Source organism: Gordonia sp. LMA484, from assembly GCF_058129505.1.
In genome coordinates this window covers 5,918,707-5,940,321 of the sequence record NZ_CM176700.1, presented here as the reverse complement: position 1 = coordinate 5,940,321, position 21,615 = coordinate 5,918,707, and the positions used below count along the sequence as shown (strand labels likewise).

Below are 21,615 nucleotides of genomic sequence, written 5' to 3'. Positions count from 1 at the left end.
TAGACACACGCTAAGAGCGCTCGAACGACGGCGTCAACAGCACAAAACCGCAGGAAGTGGCGATTTCGGGGCGTTTCGACCGCTCGCGCGGCCTGCGTCGGTCGTCGGGAATTCGACCCAAAACCGGCGCTGACCTGTCGGTTCCCCGGGCCCGGTTGCGCCGGTCGAATCGACCCACCGGACATCGATACAGGTTGGGTATCGATCCATGTTATTTACGTGTTGGACGGGTATACGGACGGCCTCTTACGGTTGATTCATCCACCAAGGACCGCGTCATGGTCCCGGCCGTCGAGGAGGACGGATGAGCAGCAGTCTCGTGAACACCGCGGTATCTACCGATACCGTTGCTGGACAACATCTTCGGCCGTCAACCGGGAGGGTCTTGCAGGTCGGCCCGCTCAAGCCCTCGCTCGAGGAGCAGCTGGCCGGCACCTATGGCGCCGAGCGCCTGCCCGACGGGGCCGCTCGGGCGCCGTTCCTGGCCGAGCACGGAGCTGAGGTCACCGCCGTCGTGACCTCGGGGCGCACCGGCGTCGATGCGGCGCTGATGGCCGAGCTGCCCGACCTCGGCGCGATCGTCCACTTCGGCGTCGGCTACGACACCACCGATGTCGAGCGCGCCACCGAGCTCGGCATCGGCGTCAGCAACACCCCCGACGTGCTCACCGACTGCGTGGCCGACACCGCCGTCGCGCTGGTGCTCGACACCATGCGCGGGTTCACCGCCGCCGACCGCTTCGTCCGCGCCGGACGCTGGCCGGCAGAGGGGAATGTCCCACTCACCCGCAAGGTCTCCGGCGCCGCGGTCGGCATCCTCGGCCTCGGCCGGATCGGGTCGGCCATCGCGCAGCGCCTGTCGGCGTTCGGCTGCCGGATCGCCTACCACAACCGTCGGGAGATCGAGGGCTCGCCGTACCGCTATGCCGCCTCACCGGCCGAGCTCGCCGCGACGGTCGATGTGCTCATCGTCGCCGCCGCGGGCGGTTCCGGAACCCGCCACCTCGTGGACCGGGAGGTCCTGGAATCGCTGGGGGTCAACGGTTTTCTGATCAACGTGGCTCGTGGCAGCGTGGTCGACGAGGACGCGCTCGTCGAGCTGTTGGCGTCGGGCGGCATCGCCGGCGCCGGCCTGGACGTCTTCGCGAACGAACCACAGGTGCCCGACGAACTGATCGCCATGGACAACGTGGTACTGCTGCCCCACCTCGCGAGCGGCACGGTCGAGACGCGCGCGGCGATGCAGGAGCTCACGGTGCAGAATCTCGACACCTTCCTGCGGACCGGCGACCTCGTCACCCCCGTCGTCGCACCCGCGAAAACCCCGCGCGCAAAGGACATCCGATGACCGTCATCCTGAGTTACCAACCCACCGCCGAGGGACGCGGCGCGTTGCCGTTCGGCTTCGCCGAGGCGCGGATGCGTGCCACCGATGTGCTGGTCGTCGCCGACGGCGACAGCGCCACCTCCCCGGACATGCTGGTCGATCTCGAAAAGGCCCGCGAGACGGCCTCGGCCGTCGACGTCGCCTACAAGGTCATCGAGAACGACAAGAGCCTGTCCCACGCCGATCAGCTCGTCGACGCGTCCTACGACGATGACGTCGAGCTGCTCGTGATCGGTCAGAAGCGCCGCTCCCCCGTCGGCAAACTGTTGACCGGCAGTGTCGTGCAACGGGTACTGCTCGACGCCCAGTGCCCGGTCGTCGCGGTGAAGCCGCCGGTCCTGCCGGCCACCTGACCGGGGACTGATCTACGGCGCCGACCACTCCCGTTCGGGCAGAACGTCTTTCATCAGACGGACCAGTGCCGGGTTGGGATTGTCGCCGCGCCAGGCAACGTTCATCTGCACCGGCCGGTCGCGGATGGCGCTCACGTCCTTGAACACCACCCCGTCGGGATGCATCGTCATCGCCGACTCGGGCACCAGCGCCATCCCGAGGCCGGAATGCACCAGCACCAGCATGGTGTGCACCTGCGTCACGTACTGGACGTAGCGCGGTGATGCGCCGACGGCGGTGAAGGTGCTGATGAGCAGTTCGTTGAAGTAGCGGGCGTCGACCGGCGAGTACATGATCACCGGCTGTCCGTCGAAGTCCTCGATGGCCAACTGCTCCACCGCCGCCAGATGATGGTCGGCCGGCAAGGCCGCCACCAGGCGCTCGTGATGCAGCGGCCGGGTGTGGATACCCGGCCGGGACACCGGCGGGCGGACGATCCCGAGGTCCAGATCGCCGCCGGCGAGCGCCTCGATCTGCGCCGAGGTGACCATCTCGCGGAGCACCAGTCGCACGTCGGGCAGCCGCTCGCGAGCGGTCTGCATGAGGCGTGGCAGTACCGCACGCGCCGACGCGCCGGTGAAGCCGATGTTCACGGTGCCCAGGTCTCCGGCGGGCACGCGACGCACGGTGAGTTCGGCGCTCTCGGCCAGCGCGACGATCCGTCGGGCGTCGGGCAGGAACGCCGAACCCGCGGATGTCAACGAGACAGCACGGCTACTGCGTTCGATGAGTTGCACACCCAATTCGTGCTCGAGCTGCTGGATCTGGCGGCTCAGCGGCGGCTGGGTCATGTGCAAGCGCTCGGCGGCCCGCCCGAAATGGAGCTCTTCGGCGACCGCGATGAAACACGAGAGGCGCGACAGGGAAAACATGTATCCACTTTCGGCATCGCAACGCCGCGATCTACGACGTCGTGCGGATCACGCTAGTGCATGCGCCGTCGCGGGCCTCCGGAACCTCACGTTCACCTGACTCGGCTAGCGTCTGCGGTCATGTCCGATCCTGGAGGTGATCCCGAACTCCGCCGGTCCCTGGGTGTCGGCGACGCGGTGATGATCGGACTCGGATCGATGATCGGCGCCGGGGTCTTCGCGGTGCTCGGGCCGGCCGCGCAGGCGGCCGGATCGGGCCTGCTCGTCGGACTGGCCATCGCCGCGGTGATCGCCTATTGCAACGCGACGTCGTCGGCCCGGCTGGCGGCGGTGTACCCAGTGTCCGGCGGGACCTATGTGTACGGGCGTGAACGCCTCGGCGAGTTGTGGGGGTATCTGGCCGGCTGGTGTTTCGTCGTCGGTAAGACCGCGTCGTGCGCGGCGATGGCCCTGACCGTCGGGGCCTACGTGTGGCCGCGGTACGCGCACGCGGTGGCCGTTGCGGCGGTGGTGTTCGTGACGGCGGTGAACTACCGCGGTATCCAGAAGTCGGCGTTGGTGACCCGGGGCATCGTCGCGCTGGTGCTCGCGGTGCTGGCGGCGGTGGTGATCGCAGCGGTGTCCTCGACGCCCGACGACGCATCGCAGCACCTGGGGCTCGGAGACGACGCGACGGTGTATGGGGTACTGCAGGCGGCGGGACTGCTGTTCTTCGCGTTCGCGGGGTACGCCCGGATCGCCACGCTCGGTGAGGAGGTGCGCGATCCGGCCCGCACCATCGGCCGCGCGATCCCGACCGCGCTCGGAATCGTGCTGGTGGTCTACGTGGCGATCGCGGTGTCCGCGCTGGCGGTGCTCGGCCCGACGGGCTTGGCCGATGCGACCGCGCCGCTGGTGGAAACGGTTCGGGCCGCCGGCGTTCCCGCGTTGGTGCCGGTCGTGACGGTCGGTGCGGTGATCGCGGCCGTGGGGTCGCTGCTGGCGATGGTGCTGGGCGTCTCCCGCACCACCCTGGCAATGGCTCGCGACGGGCATCTGCCGCGCTGGCTGGCCGCGGTGCATCCGCAGCACCGGGTTCCGCACCATGCCGAGCTCGCGATCGCCGTGGTGGTCGCCGTGCTCGCGGCCACCGCCGATGTGCGTGGCGCGATCGGGTTCTCGTCGTTCGGGGTGCTGCTCTACTACGCCATCGCAAATGCCTCGGCGGCGACCCTGAGCGGCGAGGAGCGGCGACCGCCGCGGGCGGTGACGACACTCGGCCTGCTCGGCTGCGTCGTCCTTGCTGCGACCCTCCCGATCGGGTCGGTTGTCACCGGTGTGGTCGTCGTGAGCGCGGGCGTCGCGGTGTTCTTCGCACGGCGCGGAAAAACTCGGCCCGAGACGTAGCACCTGGAGTCCACTCTGGCTTGTATGAAGACCATCGGCGTGCGTGAACTCAGACAACACGCGTCTCGCTACTTGGCCCGGGTCGAGGCCGGCGTGCTGATACCGGCCAGTCGCCCGGGAATTCTCGATGCGATCGATCGGGATCGCTTGCCCGGCGGGGATCTGTCTGAGGTGCTCGATCAGATCCGCGAAGAACGATGATCTACGTCGATACCTCGGCGTCGGCGAAATTGTTGATTCGTGAGAATGAAACCGATGCCCTGATCGCCTGGTTCGGGGGAGCACTCTGACGAGCCGGTCGCGATCAGTGCGTTGGGCCGGATCGAGTTGGTGCGCACGGCTCTGCGTGGCGAGTCTCAGGGACTCCCGGAACGAGCGCGAACACTACCGTCAGCACTGGACATCATCCCGCTCGGCGACGACGTCATCGGCGCCGCGGAGACCATCGCCCCGCCGACTCTGCATTCTCTGGACGCCATCCACCTCGCAGCAGCCGTTCACATCCGGCGAGAGCTCTCCACATTCGTCGCATGCGACCAACAGCTGCTCGATGGCTGTCGCGCACTGGACCTGCCGACAATGTCACCAGGGCGGTCGTAGCCGCCTGATCGGCCGGCGGAATGGGCACAATCATCCCCGTGAGCACGATCCGAGGGATATTTCCCTCGGACACTGCTGACGGGTCCGATTTCAGCCATTCACCATCGCGGACAGTTGTTCTCGAAGTCCGGGTCGATCGACTGCATGTAGCCGGTGTCGTCGCGGTCGCGGATGCCGCAGTCGAGATACTGCTGATGCAGCGCGGCCAGCGCGTCCTCGTCGATCTCCACACCCAGACCCGGACCGGTCGGTACCGGGACCGCACCGTCGACGAAGCGCAGCGCGCCCGGCTTGACCACGTCCTCGGACTTCCACGGCCAGTGGGTGTCGCACGCGTAGGTGAGGTTCGGTGTGGCGGCCGCCAGGTGAACCATCGCGGCCAGGCTGATGCCGAGATGGGAGTTGGAGTGCATCGACAAGCCCATGCCGAACGTGTCACAGATGCCGGCCAGCAGTCGGGACCGCTGCAGGCCACCCCAGTAGTGGTGATCCGAGAGCACCACGGACACCGAGTTCTTCGCGACCGCGGGCTTGAGATGGTCGAAGGCGACCACGCACATGTTGGTGGCCAGCGGCATCTTCGCCTCGGCCGCCACCTCGGCCATCCCGTCGAGTCCGGGCGTGGGGTCTTCCAGATATTCGACGATGCCGTCGAGTTCGGCGGCGACGCGCACGGAGGTGTCGACGGTCCATGCCGCGTTGGGGTCCAGACGCAGAGGGACTCCGGGGAACTCGGCACGCAACGCCTTGATCGCCGCGACCTCCTCGTCCGGCGGGAAGACACCACCCTTGAGTTTGATGGCGGTGAAGCCGTACTCGTCGATCATCCTGCGGGCCTGCCGAACGAGTCCCGCGGGATCGATGGCCTCGCCCCACTCATCGTCCGCGGCACCCGGATGACCGGCCCATTTGTAGAACAGATACGCGCTGAACGGCACCCGATCACGCACGGCGCCGCCGAGCAGGTCGCTGACCGGCCGGCCGAGCTCTTTGCCCTGGACGTCGAGGCAGGCGACCTCGAACGGCGAGAACACCCGGTCGGTGGTGCTGGCCGTCGTGATCATGCCGGCCACCCCGTCACCGCCGGTCACCGAGAGCGTGGCGACCTTGCGGTCGATCGCATCGCGAATACCGTTGAGAGCAAACACATCGAGCCCGATTATGGCCTCTCCGGCCGCCTCCATCCGGACCAGATGGGCAGTGTCGGCGTAGGTCTCCCCGACGCCTCGTAGGCCACCGGCGGTCTCGATCCGGATGATCGCCCGCAATGCGTACGGTTGATGTACTCCGACCGTGTTGAGCAGCGGGGGGTCGACGAACGCCACCGGCGTGACGGTCACCGCGGTGATGGTGGTGTTGCTCATCAGACGGCGGCATTCGCGGCGAGGGATCCCGCCAGCACGGATCGTCCGGCCACGGTGATCCGGCCGAGTTCGGCCTGATGCTCCGGCGTCGGCTGCACCAGCGGTGCACGCACCGGACCGGCGTCGATGCCCTCCATCGTCACGCCGTGCTTGACGAGGGACACCGCGTAGCCGGGCACCTTGTTGCGGAGCCGCACGAGCGGGTGGAAGAAGTCGCGGAGCAACGCCTCGGCGAGGTCGGTATCGCCGGTCTCCAGCGAATTGTAGAAGGCCAGAGCCAGTTCCGGCGCAAACGCAAAGGTCGCCGACGAATAGAGGGTCACGCCGATGGCCCGGTAGGCCTGCTGGGTGATCTCCGCGGTCGGCAGGCCGTTGAAGAACAGGAACTCCTTGCCGGAGTCGGCCAGCGCGGCCTTCACCGCGATGACGATGCGAGCGACATTGTCCAGATCGCCGGTGCCGTCCTTGAACCCGATGACGGTGGGCAGCTTCGCGACCTGCACCGCCGACGCCTCGTCGAACACGGCGTTGCTGCGGTTGTAGACGATGACCGGCAGGTCGGTCACATCGGCCACCGCACGGGTGTACTCGACCAGACCGGCCGCCGGCATGGTCACCAGGTAGGGCGGGAGCAGCAGGATGCCATCGGCACCATGGGCTTTCGCGCTGGCCGCGAACTCCTTCGCCTGCACCACAGAGCCACCCGCGCCGGCGAAGACGGGCACACGCCCGGCGACCGTGTCCACGGCACACTGCACGATCTTCCCGAACTCGGCGAGCCCGAGAGCATGGAATTCTCCGGTGCCGCAAGCGATGAATACGCCGCCGGGTCCGGCCGCGACACCGCGGGCGATGTGCTCGGCGAGACGGTCGTAGTCGACCTCACCGGAACTGTCGAACGGGGTGACGGGGAAGAACAGGACGCCGTCGAGCATGGGGACTCCTAGAGGTGAAAAGGTATGGGGGTGATGGTCAGTCGCGGGTGAGTTCGCCGTCGATGCGGCGCCAGATCCGTTCCGGGTTGCCGTCGGCGATCGCGGCCGGCAGCAGACCCGACGGCACGTCCTGGTAGGCGACCGGCCGCAGGAAGCGTTCGATGGCCAGCGATCCGACGGAGGTGGAGCGGCTGTCGGAGGTGGCCGGGTACGGGCCGCCGTGCACCATCGCGTGGCCGACCTCGACGCCGGTGGGCCACCCGTTGAACAGGATGCGGCCGGCCTTGAGTTCCAGCAGTTCCAGCAGGGCCCCGGCCTGGTCGTGGTCGGTGTCGTCGGCGTGGATGGTCGCGGTGAGCTGACCCTCGAGTTCGGCGGTGACGTCGCGGACCTGGCGCTGATCACGGCACTTCACGATGAGGCTCGACGACCCGAAGATCTCCTGCTGCAATGTCTCCGATGCGAGGAACTCGTCGGCGTCGGTGACGAACAGGGCGGCCCGGCAGACGTTGGGGTCCGACGACTCGGCACCGCGAGCGACCGTCTGTGCGGCGCCGGTGAACTCGTCGACGCCGTCGACGTAGCTGCGGGCGATGTTCGGGGTGAGCATCGGCGTCGGGGTTGCCTGGCTCATCGCCTCGGCCGCGGCATCGACGAAGGTGTCCAGGTCGGGGCCGTCGACGGCGATGACGAGTCCGGGGTTCGTACAGAACTGACCCGACCCCATCGTCAACGATCCGATGAACGCGCGACCGAGGTCGGCGGCGCGCTCGCGCAGTGCGCCGGCGAGCGGATAGACGGGGTTGATCGAGCTCATCTCGGCGTACACCGGGATCGGCTCCGGTCGCGACGCGGCGGCCCGCACGAGTGCCGTTCCGCCCGAACGCGAACCGGTGAAGCCCACGGCCTTGATGTTCGGGTCGGTCACGAGCGCGATGCCGAGTTCCTTTCCGCTGCCGAACAGCAGTGAGAACGTACCGGCGGGCATCCCGGTGGCGGTGACGGCCTCGGTGACGGCGCGGCCGACGAGTTCAGAGGTGCCGGGGTGGGCGTCGTGTGCCTTGACGACCACCGGGCAGCCGGCGGCGAGCGCCGACGCGGTGTCACCACCGGCGACGGAGAAAGCGAGCGGGAAGTTGCTGGCGCCGAAGACGGCGACTGGCCCGAGCGGGATCTTGCGCTGGCGGATGTCGGCGCGCGGCAGCGGAGTGCGGTCCGGCCGGGCGGGATCGATTCGGGCACCGTGCCAGCTGCCCTCGCGAAGCACCGATGCGAACAGCCGAAGCTGTCCCGATGTCCGACCGACCTCGCCGGTGATGCGGGCGACCGGCAGCCCGGTCTCGGCGGTGGCGCGGTCGACGAGGGCGTCGGAGGCCGCGTCCAGGTTGTCGGCGATGGCGGTGAGGAAGTCGGCGCGCTGCGCCGACGAGGTGGCCCGGAAGCTCGCAAACGCCTCTGCGGCGGCTGCGGTCGCCCGGGCGACGTCGTCGGCGGTGCCATGTGCGAACGCCGGCTGGAGCCGTTCGTCGGTGGCCGGATTGATCGCGTGCACCGCGGTGCCGGTGCCGGTGACGTGGTCACCGGCGATGATCATCTGTCCGGTCAGTGTCTGCGTCGTGTGAAGCCCGGTCCGCTGCGCGGTGGTCATCGGCGTCCATCCCTTGAAATCGGCGATCGTTGGTGGAACGGCTCCGGTCACATCGGGGGTCTCTCGATGTGACCCGAGCCATGATTCGACGGTAGGACCGCGCATCCATACATGTCCAAGTCAAATGTCGGTGGCATCGATGCGGTTGCGGTATCAGGGCTGGTGGGGCCGGATGCGGCGGTCCAGCTCGCGCGCATTTGCCCAGCGACGTGCGTCGCCTGATGCGTCGCCGCCCCGAAACCATCACCTGGGAACGCGCAACCTACCTCGCCAGAACTGCCACCCCACAGCCACAGCGGGCCTGACTCGCCACGAAACCCAGTGGCGTGTCACGGACATAGGTGACCCTTATCCGGAGGAGCGATCGGCGATCTGGCAAGGCGGAGTAGGAGCGATAGCGGCGCTATCGTCACCGACGACAACGCAGCCAGGCGTCGAACGAACGCCGGAGACGAGTTGCCCATTTCCGAGACGCACCACTTGTTCGTACAGACAACCATCACGCGCGTCGATCTGAATCGGGTCGACGGTCGTGGTGTGCGGTGGCAGGCCAAGACATGGCCAGACCGTAGACGCGCCAGCATCCGGTCGCGTCTTGCTGCAAAGCCAGGACTCGGTAGTCGGTGAAGGCGGTCTCGCCGAATGCTCGCACGCTGTGGCCCGTGACGGGAAGGAACTTGAGGTAGACGACGTCGGCGCGGTCGGTGTGATCATGGACTCCGGTGGCCAGCGAGTAGCCCTCGAGTATCTGGGCGACATCGTCGAAATCCCAGGCCTCGGGTGAGGCGCTGAGATTGCCTACAGCGTAGGGATATTCGTCACGTCTTAGTAGTGCGAACCACCATGCGCGCGCCGTCGCGGCCGGGTCTCGCAGGATCTCCTCGATGTTGTCTGGGAACTGTTCGTCGATGTCGGCGTCGTCGACGATCTCCAACGCCGCCACGGGCGAAATGATCTCCTGAACGGCGGCGGCGGCGAACTTCGGGGTGAGAGGGCGTAGCGCTTCGGCGAGCTGCCCCGGGGTTCGCGGCGGGTACTGATTGCGGCCAGTGAGGGCGGTGATCGCGCTCATCACCTTTTGGGTGTCGAGGTCGAGTTGGTCGAGGAGGAAATCGTCAGGGTGTACTGCCGTGACGCCGAGTGGGTCGCAGGCTTCAGCGGGGAAGTCTTTGAGGTTGGCAGTGACGATCAGTGCAGCACCGGAGGCGACGGCGGCGGCCAGGACATGTCGATCCTTTGGGTGATTGGTCATTGCGTCGACGAGCTGGAGGTAGCCGGCGCTGTGGTCGGTGGCGTGCGGGAACGCGCGGCGCATCTGGGTGACGCGGTGATCGGCCTGCTCGGCGGACACGTCGAGTTTGCCGGTGAGGTTGCGGTGGACTTCGTCGAGGAGTTCTGGCGTCCACACCGGTGTGAACAGGTCATGCTCGGCAAGGGTGAGAAGCAGGTTGTCGAGGTTCTGCGGCAGCATCACACAGGCATCGAGCACGACGCGGAGGGTTGCGGCCGCGGAGTCAGCGCGTGGTGATGAAGACGCCGGTCTCAGTCAGGCCGGGGTCAGGGGCGGCGAGTTCGGTCAGGGCATCAGCGCGCTGAGTGCGCACGCGTTGTTGGTAGGCCAGGACGTCAGTGAGCTGCACCCGGCGATGGCGGCCGGGAGTGGTGTAGGGAATCTCGTTGTCGATCAGCAGGCGCACGAGGGTGGGCCGGGTGATACCGAGGATGTCGGCGGCCTCTTGCGTCGTCAGCAGCGTGCGGTGCGGTTCAACAGTCACCGCGATTCCCCGAGCCAGGTTGGTCAGCACTGTTCGCAGAATCTGCCGCAACTCGTCAGGCAGCTCGGCCGAACTCTCACCGGCGCGCACAATCACCGAGTCATCGGCGGTGAGCACAGCGATCAGTGCGTCGAGTTGCTGCGCGTCGCCACCATCGGTGTCGGGGAGAACAGTCTGCTCCAGCAGGGTAGTCATAACATCGAGTGTAATTCGAAAAAAGCGAAAATGCACTGATGGTGTTCTGCGCCCATTCCGCGCTGGATTGACCCGTGAGGCAGGTCAGAACGAGAGACCTCGCGGCGTTCGAATGCTGTCCCACAACCTGCGGCGACCAAGCCTCGCGACGGCGAGCTCATCGACAAGTGATCACCAACCTCGATGTCAGTTCGTGAATACTCGCCCGCGCCACCACCGAGATGTGAAATATATGTGACCAGAGCAGTTGTCACATCATGCTGCCACCGAGGAGAGGAACACCGATGTATCGGATCACCATCAACTACAACCACCCCGAGGACCCGGAGCACTTCCTCGATCACTATCGGACCGTGCACGCACCGCTGACCACGACGATGCCCGGCCTCACCTCGTTCGAGTGGGGCGTGTCGGAGACACTTGACGGCTCCACCCCGGAACACTTCGTCATCGCCGTGCTGACCTTTCCGTCCAAGGAGACGGCCATCGCGGGACTCACCTCACCGGAGGGACAGAAGGGCAGCGCCGATCTCGCCAACTTCGCGGGGGCCGGCGCGAGTATCAACATGCACGAGGTGATCACCGCCTGACCGACCCTCGATCACGGGCCGTTCGTCGTCGCCGGATTGATCGCGTGCACCGCGGCGCCATCGCCGGTGGCACGGTCACCGGCGATGGCCTCGGTCCGCTCGCTGTCCGCGTCGAGTGATCAGCGCACCTCGGCGTGTCACGCGCCGTGCAGCACGGTGACGAGGACGAAGACCGCGGGATAACAGCCGCAGAAGGCCCAGACGAAGCGATTCAGACCCATGAGGAATGCGCAGCCGGCATGGAATATGACACCGGTGGTCAGGATCGCGAGGGCCAGCGGCGGCGGCGCCAGCACGATCGCGACGAAACCGACCTCCCAGACGATCACCGACCAGCCGACGACGCGGTCGAGTCCGGGATGAGCAATCAGCAGATTGCCCGCCGACTGCACCCCGTAACCTTCCGTGGAGAGGACTCCGGACATCGCGCCGCCGGTACGCCACGCCGGGGAGAACCCCTTGGCAAGCCCTGCGGCGAGGTAGGCCAGCAGGATCTGGGCGGCGATGAAGATGTCACCCATGACCCTGGCGTCGTGTCCACCACCGGCGATCATCACGATCGCGAAGGTGACGAGGACGATGAACGTCAGTTGCTCGGCGCCGCTGCCGCCAATCTGCCGGCGCATGCGGATGTACCCCGCCGTCAGCAGACAGAGGAGCGTGGCCACGATTCCCGCACCGGATCCAGTGCCGATGGCGATCACCGCGCCGGCCGCGCCGACCTGAACGAGCGCGGCGGCGGTCACCGACCGGGGGCCGCCGACGGTGGCACCGACTCGCTGATGCCACCCGACGCTCAACGTCAGCTGGCGTAGGTTCGCCCGGGCGAACATGCCACGCGGTCCGAACGCATCACGCAGCGCGATGATCTGGAACGATTCGATCAGCAGGCCGACGAAGATGACGCGCGATACGAGCAGCTCAGGATGCGTGAACATGGCCGGGACTCGGAACTCCCGCTGCGGCGAGGTCGTGCTCCTCCGACACGAACAAGACGTCGACCCGTCGGTTCAGCCCGTCCCACGCGGTCGACGTGACCGCGAACTGGACACGCGTGGTCCTCGGGTCGCGTACCTGCTGCACGATCACGCTCAACAGCACCACGTAGGACGCACTGACCAGGATCGCTCGTGAGTCCTCGACGTCGCCGTCGACGCGAAGGTTGTTCACCAGGTCGCTGACCGACTTGTTGAGGACCAACTCGGGATTCCACAGCCAGCGGCGAATGGGCCGCGCGAAGCCGAAATGCAGTTCCCGCCAGGCCTGCCACCGCCCGTCGGGCTCCTGATACTCACGCCAGATGAGACGGTGGTCGGCCCGAGCCGGGTTGGGGGCGAAGAAGGTCCAGCCCGGCAGCAAACCGAGCGGGATGTGGCGCCGAATCCTTCGCGTGTACCGACCGGAGTCGACCTGATGTAACGCACTGACGATCCACCACCCGGCCAGGACTGCAGCACAGGTGGCGATGACAAGCCCGGACATGGCCTAGCGGCCGCCGTTGACCACTTGCCCGCGGGCGTTCACCAGATCGGCCAGAGTGGTACGGGCACTGAGCTGGCCGGCGAGCTCCTTGATCTGCGCGATGATCTCACGGTCACGTTCGGTGATCTCGACAAACGGATGGTGTGCGTCGGCGACCGCTTCGGCCATCATCTCGTGCGGATTGCTCGACGACTGGCTCACGCCGTCCAGCGTGTGCCCGGCCTTCTGCAGCGCGGTGATGGACAGATCGATGGCCGCCAGTTCGATGGCGGTCAGTTCGGATCGTGGTTTCTTCATTGACATCTCGTTGCCCTTCTCGGTTCCGGCGCCAGTCGGCCTTCGTCACAGAGTGCGACGTGGCGCCGCGACGATCACGGGTAGCGGGCTACCCGATTACGTCATCACCGACCCGCCGGCACCGAGGTAGTGCCGGTCTCGCGACCCGCTCGTCGCGTATCCCAAACGCCGTGTCACGCCCACTCGCATTGGCATGTGACCGGTGTCACACTTGAGTAATGACCACCCTTTCCCACCCCGTGGAACATGCGGAGCTCGACCGGATGATCGGCGATCTCGGGCACGGGGCCGGGGTCTGGGCCTCCATGAGCCTGTCCGATCGTGCTGCGCTGCTGCTGAAGACGCGCGGCACCATCGCCGCACACGCCGAGGAGTGGGCCGACACCGCGATTCGTATCAAGGGCACGCCGCCGTACGTGAGGGGCGAGGAGTGGCTCGGTGGTCCGTACCTCGCGATGGCCACTCTGACCGCCACCGCCGCCACCTTGACGACACTGGCGCGCGGCGGCAACCCCCTCGACGGGATACCGGTCGGCCAGGCGCCCGGCGGCAGGATCACGCTGAAGGTGCTTCCGCGCGGCGCTCGGGAAGCGCTGTTGCTCAACGGGTTCACCGGATCGATCTGGATGCCGCCGGGAGTGGGGTTCGACGAGGTCTGCGCGCAGGCCGGCCTGGGTGCCCGGCGGCGCGGCGAGAACGGCGGTGTGGGTCTGGTGCTGGGGGCGGGCAACGTCACCGTCATCGGTCCGCTCGACGTGGTCTATGAGCTCGTCGCCCACAACCGTGTCAGCGTCCTCAAGCTGAATCCGACCTTCGACGACATGCTGGGGATCTACCAGAAGGCGTTCGCACCGCTGATCGATCTCGATCTGCTGCGAATCGTGCACGGAGAGAGTGAGACCGGCGGCTACCTCACCAACCATCCGGATGTCGGTCATGTGCACATCACCGGCAGCGAGGCCACCCACGATGCGATCGTGTGGGGCCGCGGTCCGGAGGGAGAACGGCGACGTGCCGCCGGGACGCCGCTCCTGCGCAAGCCGATCACCAGCGAACTCGGCGGTGTCTCGCCGGTCATCGTCGTACCCGGCAACTGGTCCGACGACGACATCGTCCATCAGGCCGAGAACGTCGTCACGCAGAAGTTGCAGAACGCCGGCCACAACTGCATCGCCGCGCAGGTGCTGATCCTCAGTTCGTCCTGGCCCCTGCGGGAGCGGTTCCTCGACACGATCCGCTCGTTGCTCGAATCGTTGCCACCCCGCGAGGTGTGGTACCCGGGCAGCGAATGGAAGATGGCGCAGGCCGAACACACGCACCCGTTGGCCGAGCGGCACAGCGGGCGACTGCTCATCGAGGTCGGGTCGTCGACATCCGACGAGCTGTACCGGACCGAGTACTTCTCGCCCGTGCTCGGTCACACGACACTGCCCGGCGGCGGCGCCGAGTTTCTCCGGGCGGCGGTCCGGTTCGCCAACGACCGACTCGTCGGAACGCTCGGCGCGAACCTCATCGTGGCACCCCATGACCGCAAGGAGATGGGCGTACGGTTCGGCGAGGCGATCGCCGACCTGCGCTACGGTGCGATCGGTATCAACTGCTGGTCGGCGACCGCCTATCTGGCTCCGGCGTTGCCGTGGGGCGCCTACCCCGGCAACACCATCGGGCATGTGGGCAGCGGCATCGGCGTCGTCCACAACGCGCACCTGATCGCCGACCCCGAACGGTCGGTGGTGAGCGGCCCGTTCCGCCCGTTCCCCCGCTCGTGGATGAGCGGTGAGGCCTCGATGGCACCGAAGGCGCCCTGGCTGGTGACGTCCAAAGCGAACACGTCGGCGTCGAAGGCACTCACCCACTACGCGGCCAAGCCCGGGTGGGGACGTATCCCTCGGGTGTTCGCGTCGATGCTGCTGCCGTGACGACGTGTCGTCCAAACAGCTCGCAAACCTCACGGACCTCGCATGACGACGCTAATCTCAGCTCAGACGATTACACGATCTGGGCGCGAGAAACGGGAGCGAGATGTCGGCACGCGTCGAGGCCACCCGACCAACGGTCTCGGTGAGGATGTCCGGGACCGTCCGTGTCGATGTCGACGGCCACCCCGCGGAGGTCAAGTCCCGGCGTGAGCGCGCGGTCCTGGCCCGACTGGTCGCTGCCGACGGGCATGTCGTGTCGACGGACCGCCTGATCGACGACCTGTGGAACGGCGAACCCCCACCGAAGGCGTTGGCCGGCCTGCAGGTGCACATCTCGAAATTGCGGCGCATCCTCGAGCCGGACCGTGCCCCGCGCACCCCGGCACGAATCCTGGTGAGCGAGCCACCCGGGTACGCGTTGCGACTACCGCGCGATGTGGTGGATCTCTGGCAGTTCGCCGATCTCGTCACCGGCGCCGACGGAACCGCCGCAGCCCGCTACGAACGGCTCGGGCAAGCATTCGCCCTGTGGCGGGGCGAGCCGTACGGCCCGCACGCCACCGACGAGTGGGCCCGCGCCGAGGTCACGCGGCTCGAGGAGGTGCACCTGATCGCGGTCGAGCAGCGCGCTGCGGCCGCGCTCGACCTGGGACGGCCGGCCGAGGCGGTGGCCACGCTGCCCGCGGCATGCGAACGATATCCGGCACGCGAGGAGTTGTTCCGGCTCCTCGCGCTGGCCCAGTACCGACTGGGCCGGCAGGCCGATGCGATGCAGACGCTGCGTACGCTCCGCGGCTATCTCGCCGACGAACTAGGCGTGGACCCGGCGCCGCCGGTCCGCGAATTGGAAGCGGCCATCCTGCAGCAGGATCCGTCGCTGGAGGCGACCGCTGGGTCGATCGACGCGCCGGCCCCGGCCGGGACCGCCGACCTCAGGGCGGCCGTCGACCGTCCCAGCCACGAGTTCGCGGGGCGCGAAGCCGAGGTGGAGAAGCTTGCCGTGCACGCGGAGTCGGTCCAGCGCACCGGACTTCGGATCGTCTGGATCACCGCGGAGGCCGGCGGCGGGAAGTCGACCTTGGCACAGATGTTCGTCGGACATCTGCAGGCCGCGGGCTGGGCGACAGCGATCGGGCACTGTCCCGAGGTCGAGGGTGCGCCCACCGCGTGGGCGTGGCGGGAGATCGTCGGCGAGCTCGGCGGCGACAACGAGCTCGACGACCCGTTCCTCATCGCCCGCCAGGTGCGGGGCCTGTGCGAGTCCGGCCCCACCGGGACCGGCACGATGGTGGTGCTCGACGACGCGCACCGCGCCGACAGCGCGACCCTGCAGGTGTTGCGGCAGATGGTGACCTGGTTGGCCGATCGGCCGGTTCTGGTCTTGGCGACCTATCGTCCGTCGGAGGCGGGCGCCGAACTCATGGCCACCGGGGCGTCGCTGATCTCGGTGACCGCCGACCATCTCACGTTGTCGGGCCTGTCCGATGACGGCATCCGGGAGGTCGCGGCCCAGGCCGGGCTGGCGCCGGTCGACGATTCGACGTTGTCGCTGTTGCGGTCCCGCACCGACGGCAATCCGCTGTTCGTGCGGGAACTGGCCAAGTTGGTGGCCTCCCGCGGTTCCCGTGACGCCCGGACCGTGGTGCCCAGCGGCGTGCGCGAGGTGCTGCTGCAACGTGTCGAGCGGCTACCGACCGACACCGTCTCGGTGCTGCGCCTGCTCGCCGTGTGCGGCCGGACCGCCGACATCGACACCCTGATCGCGCTCTGGCCGGACGACGCGAACGCCGAGGACACCGTGCTCGATGCGATCGACTCCGCCGTCGTCGCCGGCCTGCTGACCACCGACATCGAACGGGCCCGGTTCAGCCATGTGCTGATGCGCGACGCCGTCTACGACGGCATTCCGGCGCTTCGTCGGCGGCGGCTGCACTGGCGCACACTGGAACACCTCCGGTCGAGCTCCCGATCGTCGCCCGACGAGCTCGCGGTGCATGCGGCGCTGGGCGCCTCGGCGCCGACCGCCACCGAGGCTCTGCAGATCGTCGAGGCGGCCGCTCGGACCAAGGGCGATGCCGACCTCGCGGCGGACTCGGCACCCTTGTGGCAGCACGCGGTGGACCTGCACCTGCTGGCCGGGCATGAGGACGCGACCGCGGCCCGTGACGATCGCGTCGCCCTCGTCGACGCGCTGTGCAACCTCGTCACGGCACTGGCACATCGTGGCGAGACCACAGCCGCACGTGAGTGCCGGGAGCGGGCGATGCACCTCGCCGAGGACATCGGCGACCCCGCACTGGTCGTCACGACCCTGTCCTGTTGGCGCACTCCGTTCATCTGGAGCACGCGCAGCAAGGGGGTGATCGACGACGTGATGGCGGCCGCGATCGAGGCAGTCCTGCCGACCATCTCCGGCGCGGCCCGGGCCTACGTGTTGACCGCGGCGGTCATGGAGTACGAGGGCAGCGACGATCAGCTCGCCATCGATCTCGCGCGTGAGGCCGTCGAGATCGCCTCCGGGATCAACGACATCGAATTGCGCTGTGCTGCCCTCAACGCCCGTGTCTTCACCGCGCTCGGTCCGGACAGTCGGGACGAGTATCCGGGCCTGGCGCAGGAGTTCCTCGCCGTCGCGGAGGAGGCGGGCAGCCTCGAGTATGTCGCTGCGGCGCGGTTCTACCTGTTCATGTTGCGGATGTCCGAGAACGATCTACCCGGCGCCGTCACCGAGATGCAGTTGGCGTTGCAGAGCGCCACGAGCGGCCGGGTCGGCGAGTTGGTGGTGGTGCTGTCGGCGTTCGCGGCCGTCACCGATGTCCTGCGCGGAGATCTGGAAGCAGCGGATCACACCTATCAAGCGCTGAGCAGGGAACTGCTGGCAGCGGGTATCCCGGCGGGAGAAGACTTCCGGAACATCGGTCAACTCTGCATCGGCTGGCATCGGGGATCGATCGGCCATCTCGTCGAGGACATCCGGCCGATGTACGAACGGTCCCCGCGGGCGATCGGATGGCTCTACGTCGTCGCACTGATCGATGCCGGCCGGGTCGACGAGGCCCGCGCTCTCGTCGACGCAGGGGTGCCGATCTGTCGCGACTACTACTGGACGTCACTCGAGGCATTTCACGCCCGCGCCCTGGTGCGGCTCGGCATGGTCGCCGAGGCCGCGGAAGTCTATGCGACGCTGCGTGAGTGGTCGGGAACCGTGATCGGCCTCAATGCCGGCAGCGTCTCGTTCGGTCCGATGGACACGGTTCTCGCCGAGGTCGCCGAGCTACTCGGCGATTCTGCTGCGGCACAGCGGCATCGGCAGATCGCCGCCGAGGTGGAACTGCAGCTGCAGCGCGGTCTGGCGGAGATCGCGTGAGCACCAGCCCGGCCGTGACGATGTGGATGTCCGGCACGGCCCGCGTGGACCTCGACGGGGCCCCGGCGGAGGTGAAGTCGCGCCGCGAGCGGGCGGTGCTGGCACGCCTGATCGCCGCCGACGGCCACGTGGTGTCCACCGACCGGCTCATCGAAGACCTGTGGAGCGGCGAGCCTCCGCCGAAAGCGTTGGGCGGCTTGCAGGTCCACATCTCCAATCTTCGTCGAATCCTCGAACCGGGCCGGGCCCCGCGGTCGCCGGCCCGCATCCTCGTCAGCGAGCCGCCCGGTTACGCACTCCGCGTGCCACGGGATGCGGTGGACCTGTGGCGATTCGCCGACATCGTCCACGCCGTCGACGGCGATGCCGCCACCCGCCATGCACGGCTGGGTGATGCGCTGACCTTGTGGCGTGGGGAGCCGTTCGGGCCGCACGCCACCGACGACTGGGCCCGCGCCGAGGTGGCGCGGTATGACGAGTTGCATCTGACCGCCATCGAACAACGGGCCGCGGCCGCACTCGAACTGGGCCGTCCAGCCGAGGTGGTGGCCTCGCTCGCCGGGCAGTGCGAGCGTCATCCCGCACGGGAAGAACTGTTTCGGCTGGTCGCTCTGGCGCAATACCGTCTGGGCCGGCAGGCCGACGCCCTGCAAACGCTCCGGACGGTGCGTGAGTATCTGGCCGACGAACTCGGCGTCGACCCGTCCCCGCCGGTACGGGAGTTGGAAGCGGCCATCCTGCAGCAGGATCCGGATCTGCAGCTACCGGCCGCGCCGTCGGCGCCGGTGCACCGATCCGAGCCCGCCGAGTCCCTGCGCACCGACATCGCGCATGATCCGGCATTCGCCGGACGAGAAGCCGAGATCGAGAAACTGCTCGAGCACGCGGACACCGTGCGCCACACCGGTTTGCGGGTCGTCTGGATCACCGCCGAGGCCGGTGGCGGCAAGTCAACACTCACCCAGCTCGCCGTGGGTCGGCTCCGCGCGGCCGGGTGGGCCACGGCCATCGGACACTGTCCCGAGGTCGAGGGTGCGCCCACCGCCTGGGCGTGGCGAGAGATCGTCGGGGAACTGGGCGGCGACAACGAACTCGACGACCCGTTCCTCATCGCCCGACAGATCCGCAGCGCCTGCGAGTCGGGACCGGCCGATGCCGGCATCGTCATCGCACTCGACGACGTCCACCGCGCCGACAGCGCCACCCTGCAGGTGCTGCGGCAGACGGTCAGTTGGCTGGCCGACCGGCCGGTGCTGATCCTCGCGACGTACCGGCCGTCGGAGGCACGTACCGAACTGCTGGCGACGGGTGCCTCGCTGGTGTCGGCCACCGCCGACCTCCTCGCCCTCGCCGGTCTCTCCGACGACGGTATCCGGGCGCTGGCCGCCGATGTCGGCCTGGACCCCGTCGACGACACCACCCTCGCGTTGCTGCGATCCCGGACCGACGGGAATCCGCTGTTCGTGCGGGAATTGGCCAAACTGGTTGCGTCACGGGGGACGCGGGACGCGCAGAAGACGATTCCGAGTGGTGTCCGGGAAGTGTTGCTGCGGCGGGTGGAACGGCTCCCCGACGACACCATCTCAGTGCTCCGACTGCTCGCCGTCTGCGGTCGGCGCGCCGACATCGACACCCTCATCGCACTCTGGCCGGATGCGTCCGACGCCGAGGACACGGTGCTCGATGCGATCGACACCGCGGTGGTGGCCGGTCTGCTCACCGCCGAGGTGGACACGGTCTGGTTCAATCACGTCCTGATGCGCGACGCCGTCTACGACAGCATCCCGGTACTGCGGCGGCGCCGACTTCATTGGCGCACTTTCGAATTCCTCCAGCACAGTGCCATCTCGGCTGCCGACGAGCTCGCGATCCATGCCGCGCTGGGAGCGGCCGGGGCCACCGCCGAACAGGCCCTCGAGGTCGTCGAGTCGGCAGCGCGTCACCGCTCGGGCGACCTGGCCGCCGACTCCGCCGAGCTGTGGCAGTACGCCGTGGATCTCCATGCCCTGGCCGGACACGATCGGCCAACGGCCCCGCTGGCCGATCGTTCCGCGATGGTGCACGCGCTCGGCGACCTCGTCACCGCCCTCGCCCATCGTGGTGAGATCTCACTGGCGCGGAGCCGGCGGACCGATGCGGTTCGGCTCGCGGAGGCCACCGGTGATCAGGCGACGGTGGTATCGGCGTTGACCTGCTGGCGCACTCCGACGATCTGGACCACCCGCACCAAGGGTGTGCCCGACGAGGTGATGGTCGAAGCACTCGATCGCGCGCTGCCCACCAGCACCGGCGCCGATCGGGTGCGGCTGCTCGTCACGGCAGTGTTCGAGCACGAGGGAATCAACGAGGATCGCTCGTACGAATGCGCCCGCGCGGCGATGGACCTGGCCGATACACTCGGCGACATCGAATTGCGCTGCGCCGCACTGAACGGTCTGGTGTACGCCTCACTCGGTCCCGACCACCGCGGCGACTATCCCGAGCTGGTGGACACCTTCCTGGCGACGGCGCAAGAGGCGGGCAGCCTCGAATACGAAGCGGCAGCGCGATTCTTCATGTTCCTGGCCCGTACCCGCGCGATCGATCCCGCAGGTGCGGCCGCCGAGGTGCAGCGAGCCATGGCGTGCGCGACGAGCGGGCGCGTCGGTGAACTCGTGGTGGTGCTGTCGGCCTTCAACGCCGTCCTCGACGTCATGCGCGGCCGACTGGAGGCCGCGGAGCAGTCCTACACTGTTCTGGCCATGCAGCTCTCGGCCGCCGGGCTACCGTCCGGGGAGGACTTCGCCCAGGTCGGTCGCCTGTCGGTGGATTGGGTCCGCGGCTCGATCGAGCACGTCGTCGATCACGCCGCACGCTGGTACGAACGGGCACCGCACTCCGTCGCCTGGATCTACGTCGTCGCCCTGTTGGACGCGGGCCGCGAGGACGAGGCCCGTGCCATCGCCGATACCGATCCGTACGTGACCCGTGACTACTACTGGACGACGGTCGAGGTCTTCCACGCGCGGGCCCTGGTGCGCCTGCGCATGGTCGACGAGGCGCGCGATCTCTATGCAGTGCTGCAGAACTGGTCGGGCGTGATCGCCGGATTCGATTCGGGCAGCGTCACCTTCGGTCCTGTCGATGTGGTCCTCGCAGAGCTGGCCGACCTCATCGGCGATCCCGCAGCGGCCCAGCGCCACCGGGATGTGGCGGCGGAGTTGGACGCGAAGGTCCGACGCGGTCTCGCGCAGATCGACGCCGGCTGACCGGCCACACCCAACCCGCCGCCGGTCGAGTATCAAGACCACCGCACCCAGCCGGCCGCTGCTCGCGTACCGAGACCACCACACCCAGCCCCGCCGCTGGTCGAGTATCGACACCACCACAACCCAGCCCCGTCGTCGCTGGTCGAGTAGCAGCGAA

18 protein-coding genes are annotated in these 21,615 nt (G+C 68.0%); 9 read left to right on the top strand and 9 right to left on the bottom strand.

The window, feature by feature from the left end; translation table 11 throughout:
• Positions 1-304 precede the first annotated feature (304 nt).
• Both AC4AMJ_RS26385 and AC4AMJ_RS26380 read left to right on the top strand, forming a co-directional pair.
• Positions 305-1,348: a 2-hydroxyacid dehydrogenase gene (locus AC4AMJ_RS26385; RefSeq protein WP_489915849.1), complete on the top strand. Its 1,044-nt coding sequence runs from the start codon at positions 305-307 to the stop codon at positions 1,346-1,348.
• Positions 1,345-1,740 carry a universal stress protein gene (locus tag AC4AMJ_RS26380; RefSeq protein WP_489898225.1) on the top strand — a complete coding sequence of 132 codons (396 nt, stop codon included), beginning with the start codon at positions 1,345-1,347 and terminating at the stop codon, positions 1,738-1,740. Before AC4AMJ_RS26385 ends, AC4AMJ_RS26380 begins: the two co-directional genes overlap by 4 nt.
• Before the next feature lie 12 nt (positions 1,741-1,752).
• On the opposite strand, the gene AC4AMJ_RS26375 is transcribed toward AC4AMJ_RS26380, so the two are convergent.
• A complete protein-coding gene (locus AC4AMJ_RS26375) occupies positions 1,753-2,652 on the bottom strand; it encodes a LysR family transcriptional regulator (RefSeq protein WP_489898226.1) in 900 nt (299 codons plus the stop codon).
• Positions 2,653-2,772: 120 nt separating this feature from the next.
• On the opposite strand from AC4AMJ_RS26375, the gene AC4AMJ_RS26370 reads away from it, so the two are divergent.
• From AC4AMJ_RS26370 to AC4AMJ_RS26360, 3 genes are all read left to right on the top strand, one after another.
• On the top strand, positions 2,773-4,038 hold the full coding sequence (locus tag AC4AMJ_RS26370) for an APC family permease (RefSeq protein ID WP_489915847.1): 1,266 nt from the start codon (positions 2,773-2,775) through the stop codon (positions 4,036-4,038).
• A 24-nt stretch (positions 4,039-4,062) separates the two neighbouring features.
• A complete protein-coding gene (locus AC4AMJ_RS26365; RefSeq protein ID WP_489915845.1) occupies positions 4,063-4,239 on the top strand; it encodes a type II toxin-antitoxin system Phd/YefM family antitoxin in 177 nt (58 codons plus the stop codon).
• 129 nt (positions 4,240-4,368) lie between these two features.
• Entirely contained in the window at positions 4,369-4,638 is a 270-nt protein-coding gene (locus tag AC4AMJ_RS26360; RefSeq protein ID WP_489915843.1) for a PIN domain-containing protein, read from the top strand.
• Positions 4,639-4,736: 98 nt separating this feature from the next.
• Here the strand turns inward: AC4AMJ_RS26360 and AC4AMJ_RS26355 are convergent, their stop codons facing one another.
• The 5 genes from AC4AMJ_RS26355 to AC4AMJ_RS26335 form a co-directional block, all read right to left on the bottom strand.
• The gene (locus AC4AMJ_RS26355; protein ID WP_489915841.1) at positions 4,737-6,002 is read right to left on the bottom strand and encodes a glucarate dehydratase family protein; all 1,266 of its coding nucleotides are present in this window, start codon (positions 6,000-6,002) and stop codon (positions 4,737-4,739) included.
• On the bottom strand, positions 6,002-6,937 hold the full coding sequence (locus AC4AMJ_RS26350) for a 5-dehydro-4-deoxyglucarate dehydratase (protein ID WP_489915839.1): 936 nt from the start codon (positions 6,935-6,937) through the stop codon (positions 6,002-6,004). Before AC4AMJ_RS26350 ends, AC4AMJ_RS26355 begins: the two co-directional genes overlap by 1 nt.
• Before the next feature lie 37 nt (positions 6,938-6,974).
• Positions 6,975-8,585, bottom strand: coding sequence for an aldehyde dehydrogenase (NADP(+)) (locus tag AC4AMJ_RS26345; RefSeq protein ID WP_489915837.1), 1,611 nt, complete (start codon positions 8,583-8,585; stop codon positions 6,975-6,977).
• A gap of 499 nt (positions 8,586-9,084) precedes the next feature.
• Positions 9,085-10,074: a VapC50 family PIN domain-containing toxin gene (locus AC4AMJ_RS26340; protein ID WP_489915835.1), complete on the bottom strand. Its 990-nt coding sequence runs from the start codon at positions 10,072-10,074 to the stop codon at positions 9,085-9,087.
• 25 nt (positions 10,075-10,099) lie between these two features.
• On the bottom strand, positions 10,100-10,555 hold the full coding sequence (locus AC4AMJ_RS26335) for a helix-turn-helix domain-containing protein (RefSeq protein ID WP_489915833.1): 456 nt from the start codon (positions 10,553-10,555) through the stop codon (positions 10,100-10,102).
• 284 nt (positions 10,556-10,839) lie between these two features.
• Here AC4AMJ_RS26335 and AC4AMJ_RS26330 point away from each other — a divergent pair, with 284 nt between their 5' ends.
• Entirely contained in the window at positions 10,840-11,145 is a 306-nt protein-coding gene (locus tag AC4AMJ_RS26330) for an EthD family reductase (protein WP_489915831.1), read from the top strand.
• A gap of 137 nt (positions 11,146-11,282) precedes the next feature.
• On the opposite strand, the gene AC4AMJ_RS26325 is transcribed toward AC4AMJ_RS26330, so the two are convergent.
• From AC4AMJ_RS26325 to AC4AMJ_RS26315, 3 genes are read right to left on the bottom strand one after another with little or no spacing between them, the layout of a single operon-like run.
• Entirely contained in the window at positions 11,283-12,083 is an 801-nt protein-coding gene (locus tag AC4AMJ_RS26325; protein WP_489915829.1) for an HTTM domain-containing protein, read from the bottom strand.
• Positions 12,067-12,627 (bottom strand): hypothetical protein, encoded by a 561-nt coding sequence (locus AC4AMJ_RS26320; RefSeq protein ID WP_489915827.1) that lies wholly within the window; start codon positions 12,625-12,627, stop codon positions 12,067-12,069. Before AC4AMJ_RS26320 ends, AC4AMJ_RS26325 begins: the two co-directional genes overlap by 17 nt.
• A 3-nt stretch (positions 12,628-12,630) precedes the next feature.
• Positions 12,631-12,924 carry a hypothetical protein gene (locus tag AC4AMJ_RS26315; protein ID WP_489898237.1) on the bottom strand — a complete coding sequence of 98 codons (294 nt, stop codon included), beginning with the start codon at positions 12,922-12,924 and terminating at the stop codon, positions 12,631-12,633.
• A 218-nt stretch (positions 12,925-13,142) separates the two neighbouring features.
• On the opposite strand from AC4AMJ_RS26315, the gene AC4AMJ_RS26310 reads away from it, so the two are divergent.
• From AC4AMJ_RS26310 to AC4AMJ_RS26300, 3 genes are all read left to right on the top strand, one after another.
• A complete protein-coding gene (locus AC4AMJ_RS26310) occupies positions 13,143-14,843 on the top strand; it encodes an aldehyde dehydrogenase family protein (RefSeq protein ID WP_489915825.1) in 1,701 nt (566 codons plus the stop codon).
• 103 nt (positions 14,844-14,946) lie between these two features.
• Positions 14,947-18,210 (top strand): ATP-binding protein, encoded by a 3,264-nt coding sequence (locus tag AC4AMJ_RS26305; RefSeq protein WP_489915823.1) that lies wholly within the window; start codon positions 14,947-14,949, stop codon positions 18,208-18,210.
• Positions 18,207-21,458, top strand: a complete 3,252-nt coding sequence (locus tag AC4AMJ_RS26300; protein ID WP_489915821.1) for an ATP-binding protein — start codon at positions 18,207-18,209, stop codon at positions 21,456-21,458. Before AC4AMJ_RS26305 ends, AC4AMJ_RS26300 begins: the two co-directional genes overlap by 4 nt.
• Positions 21,459-21,615: the final 157 nt, after the last annotated feature.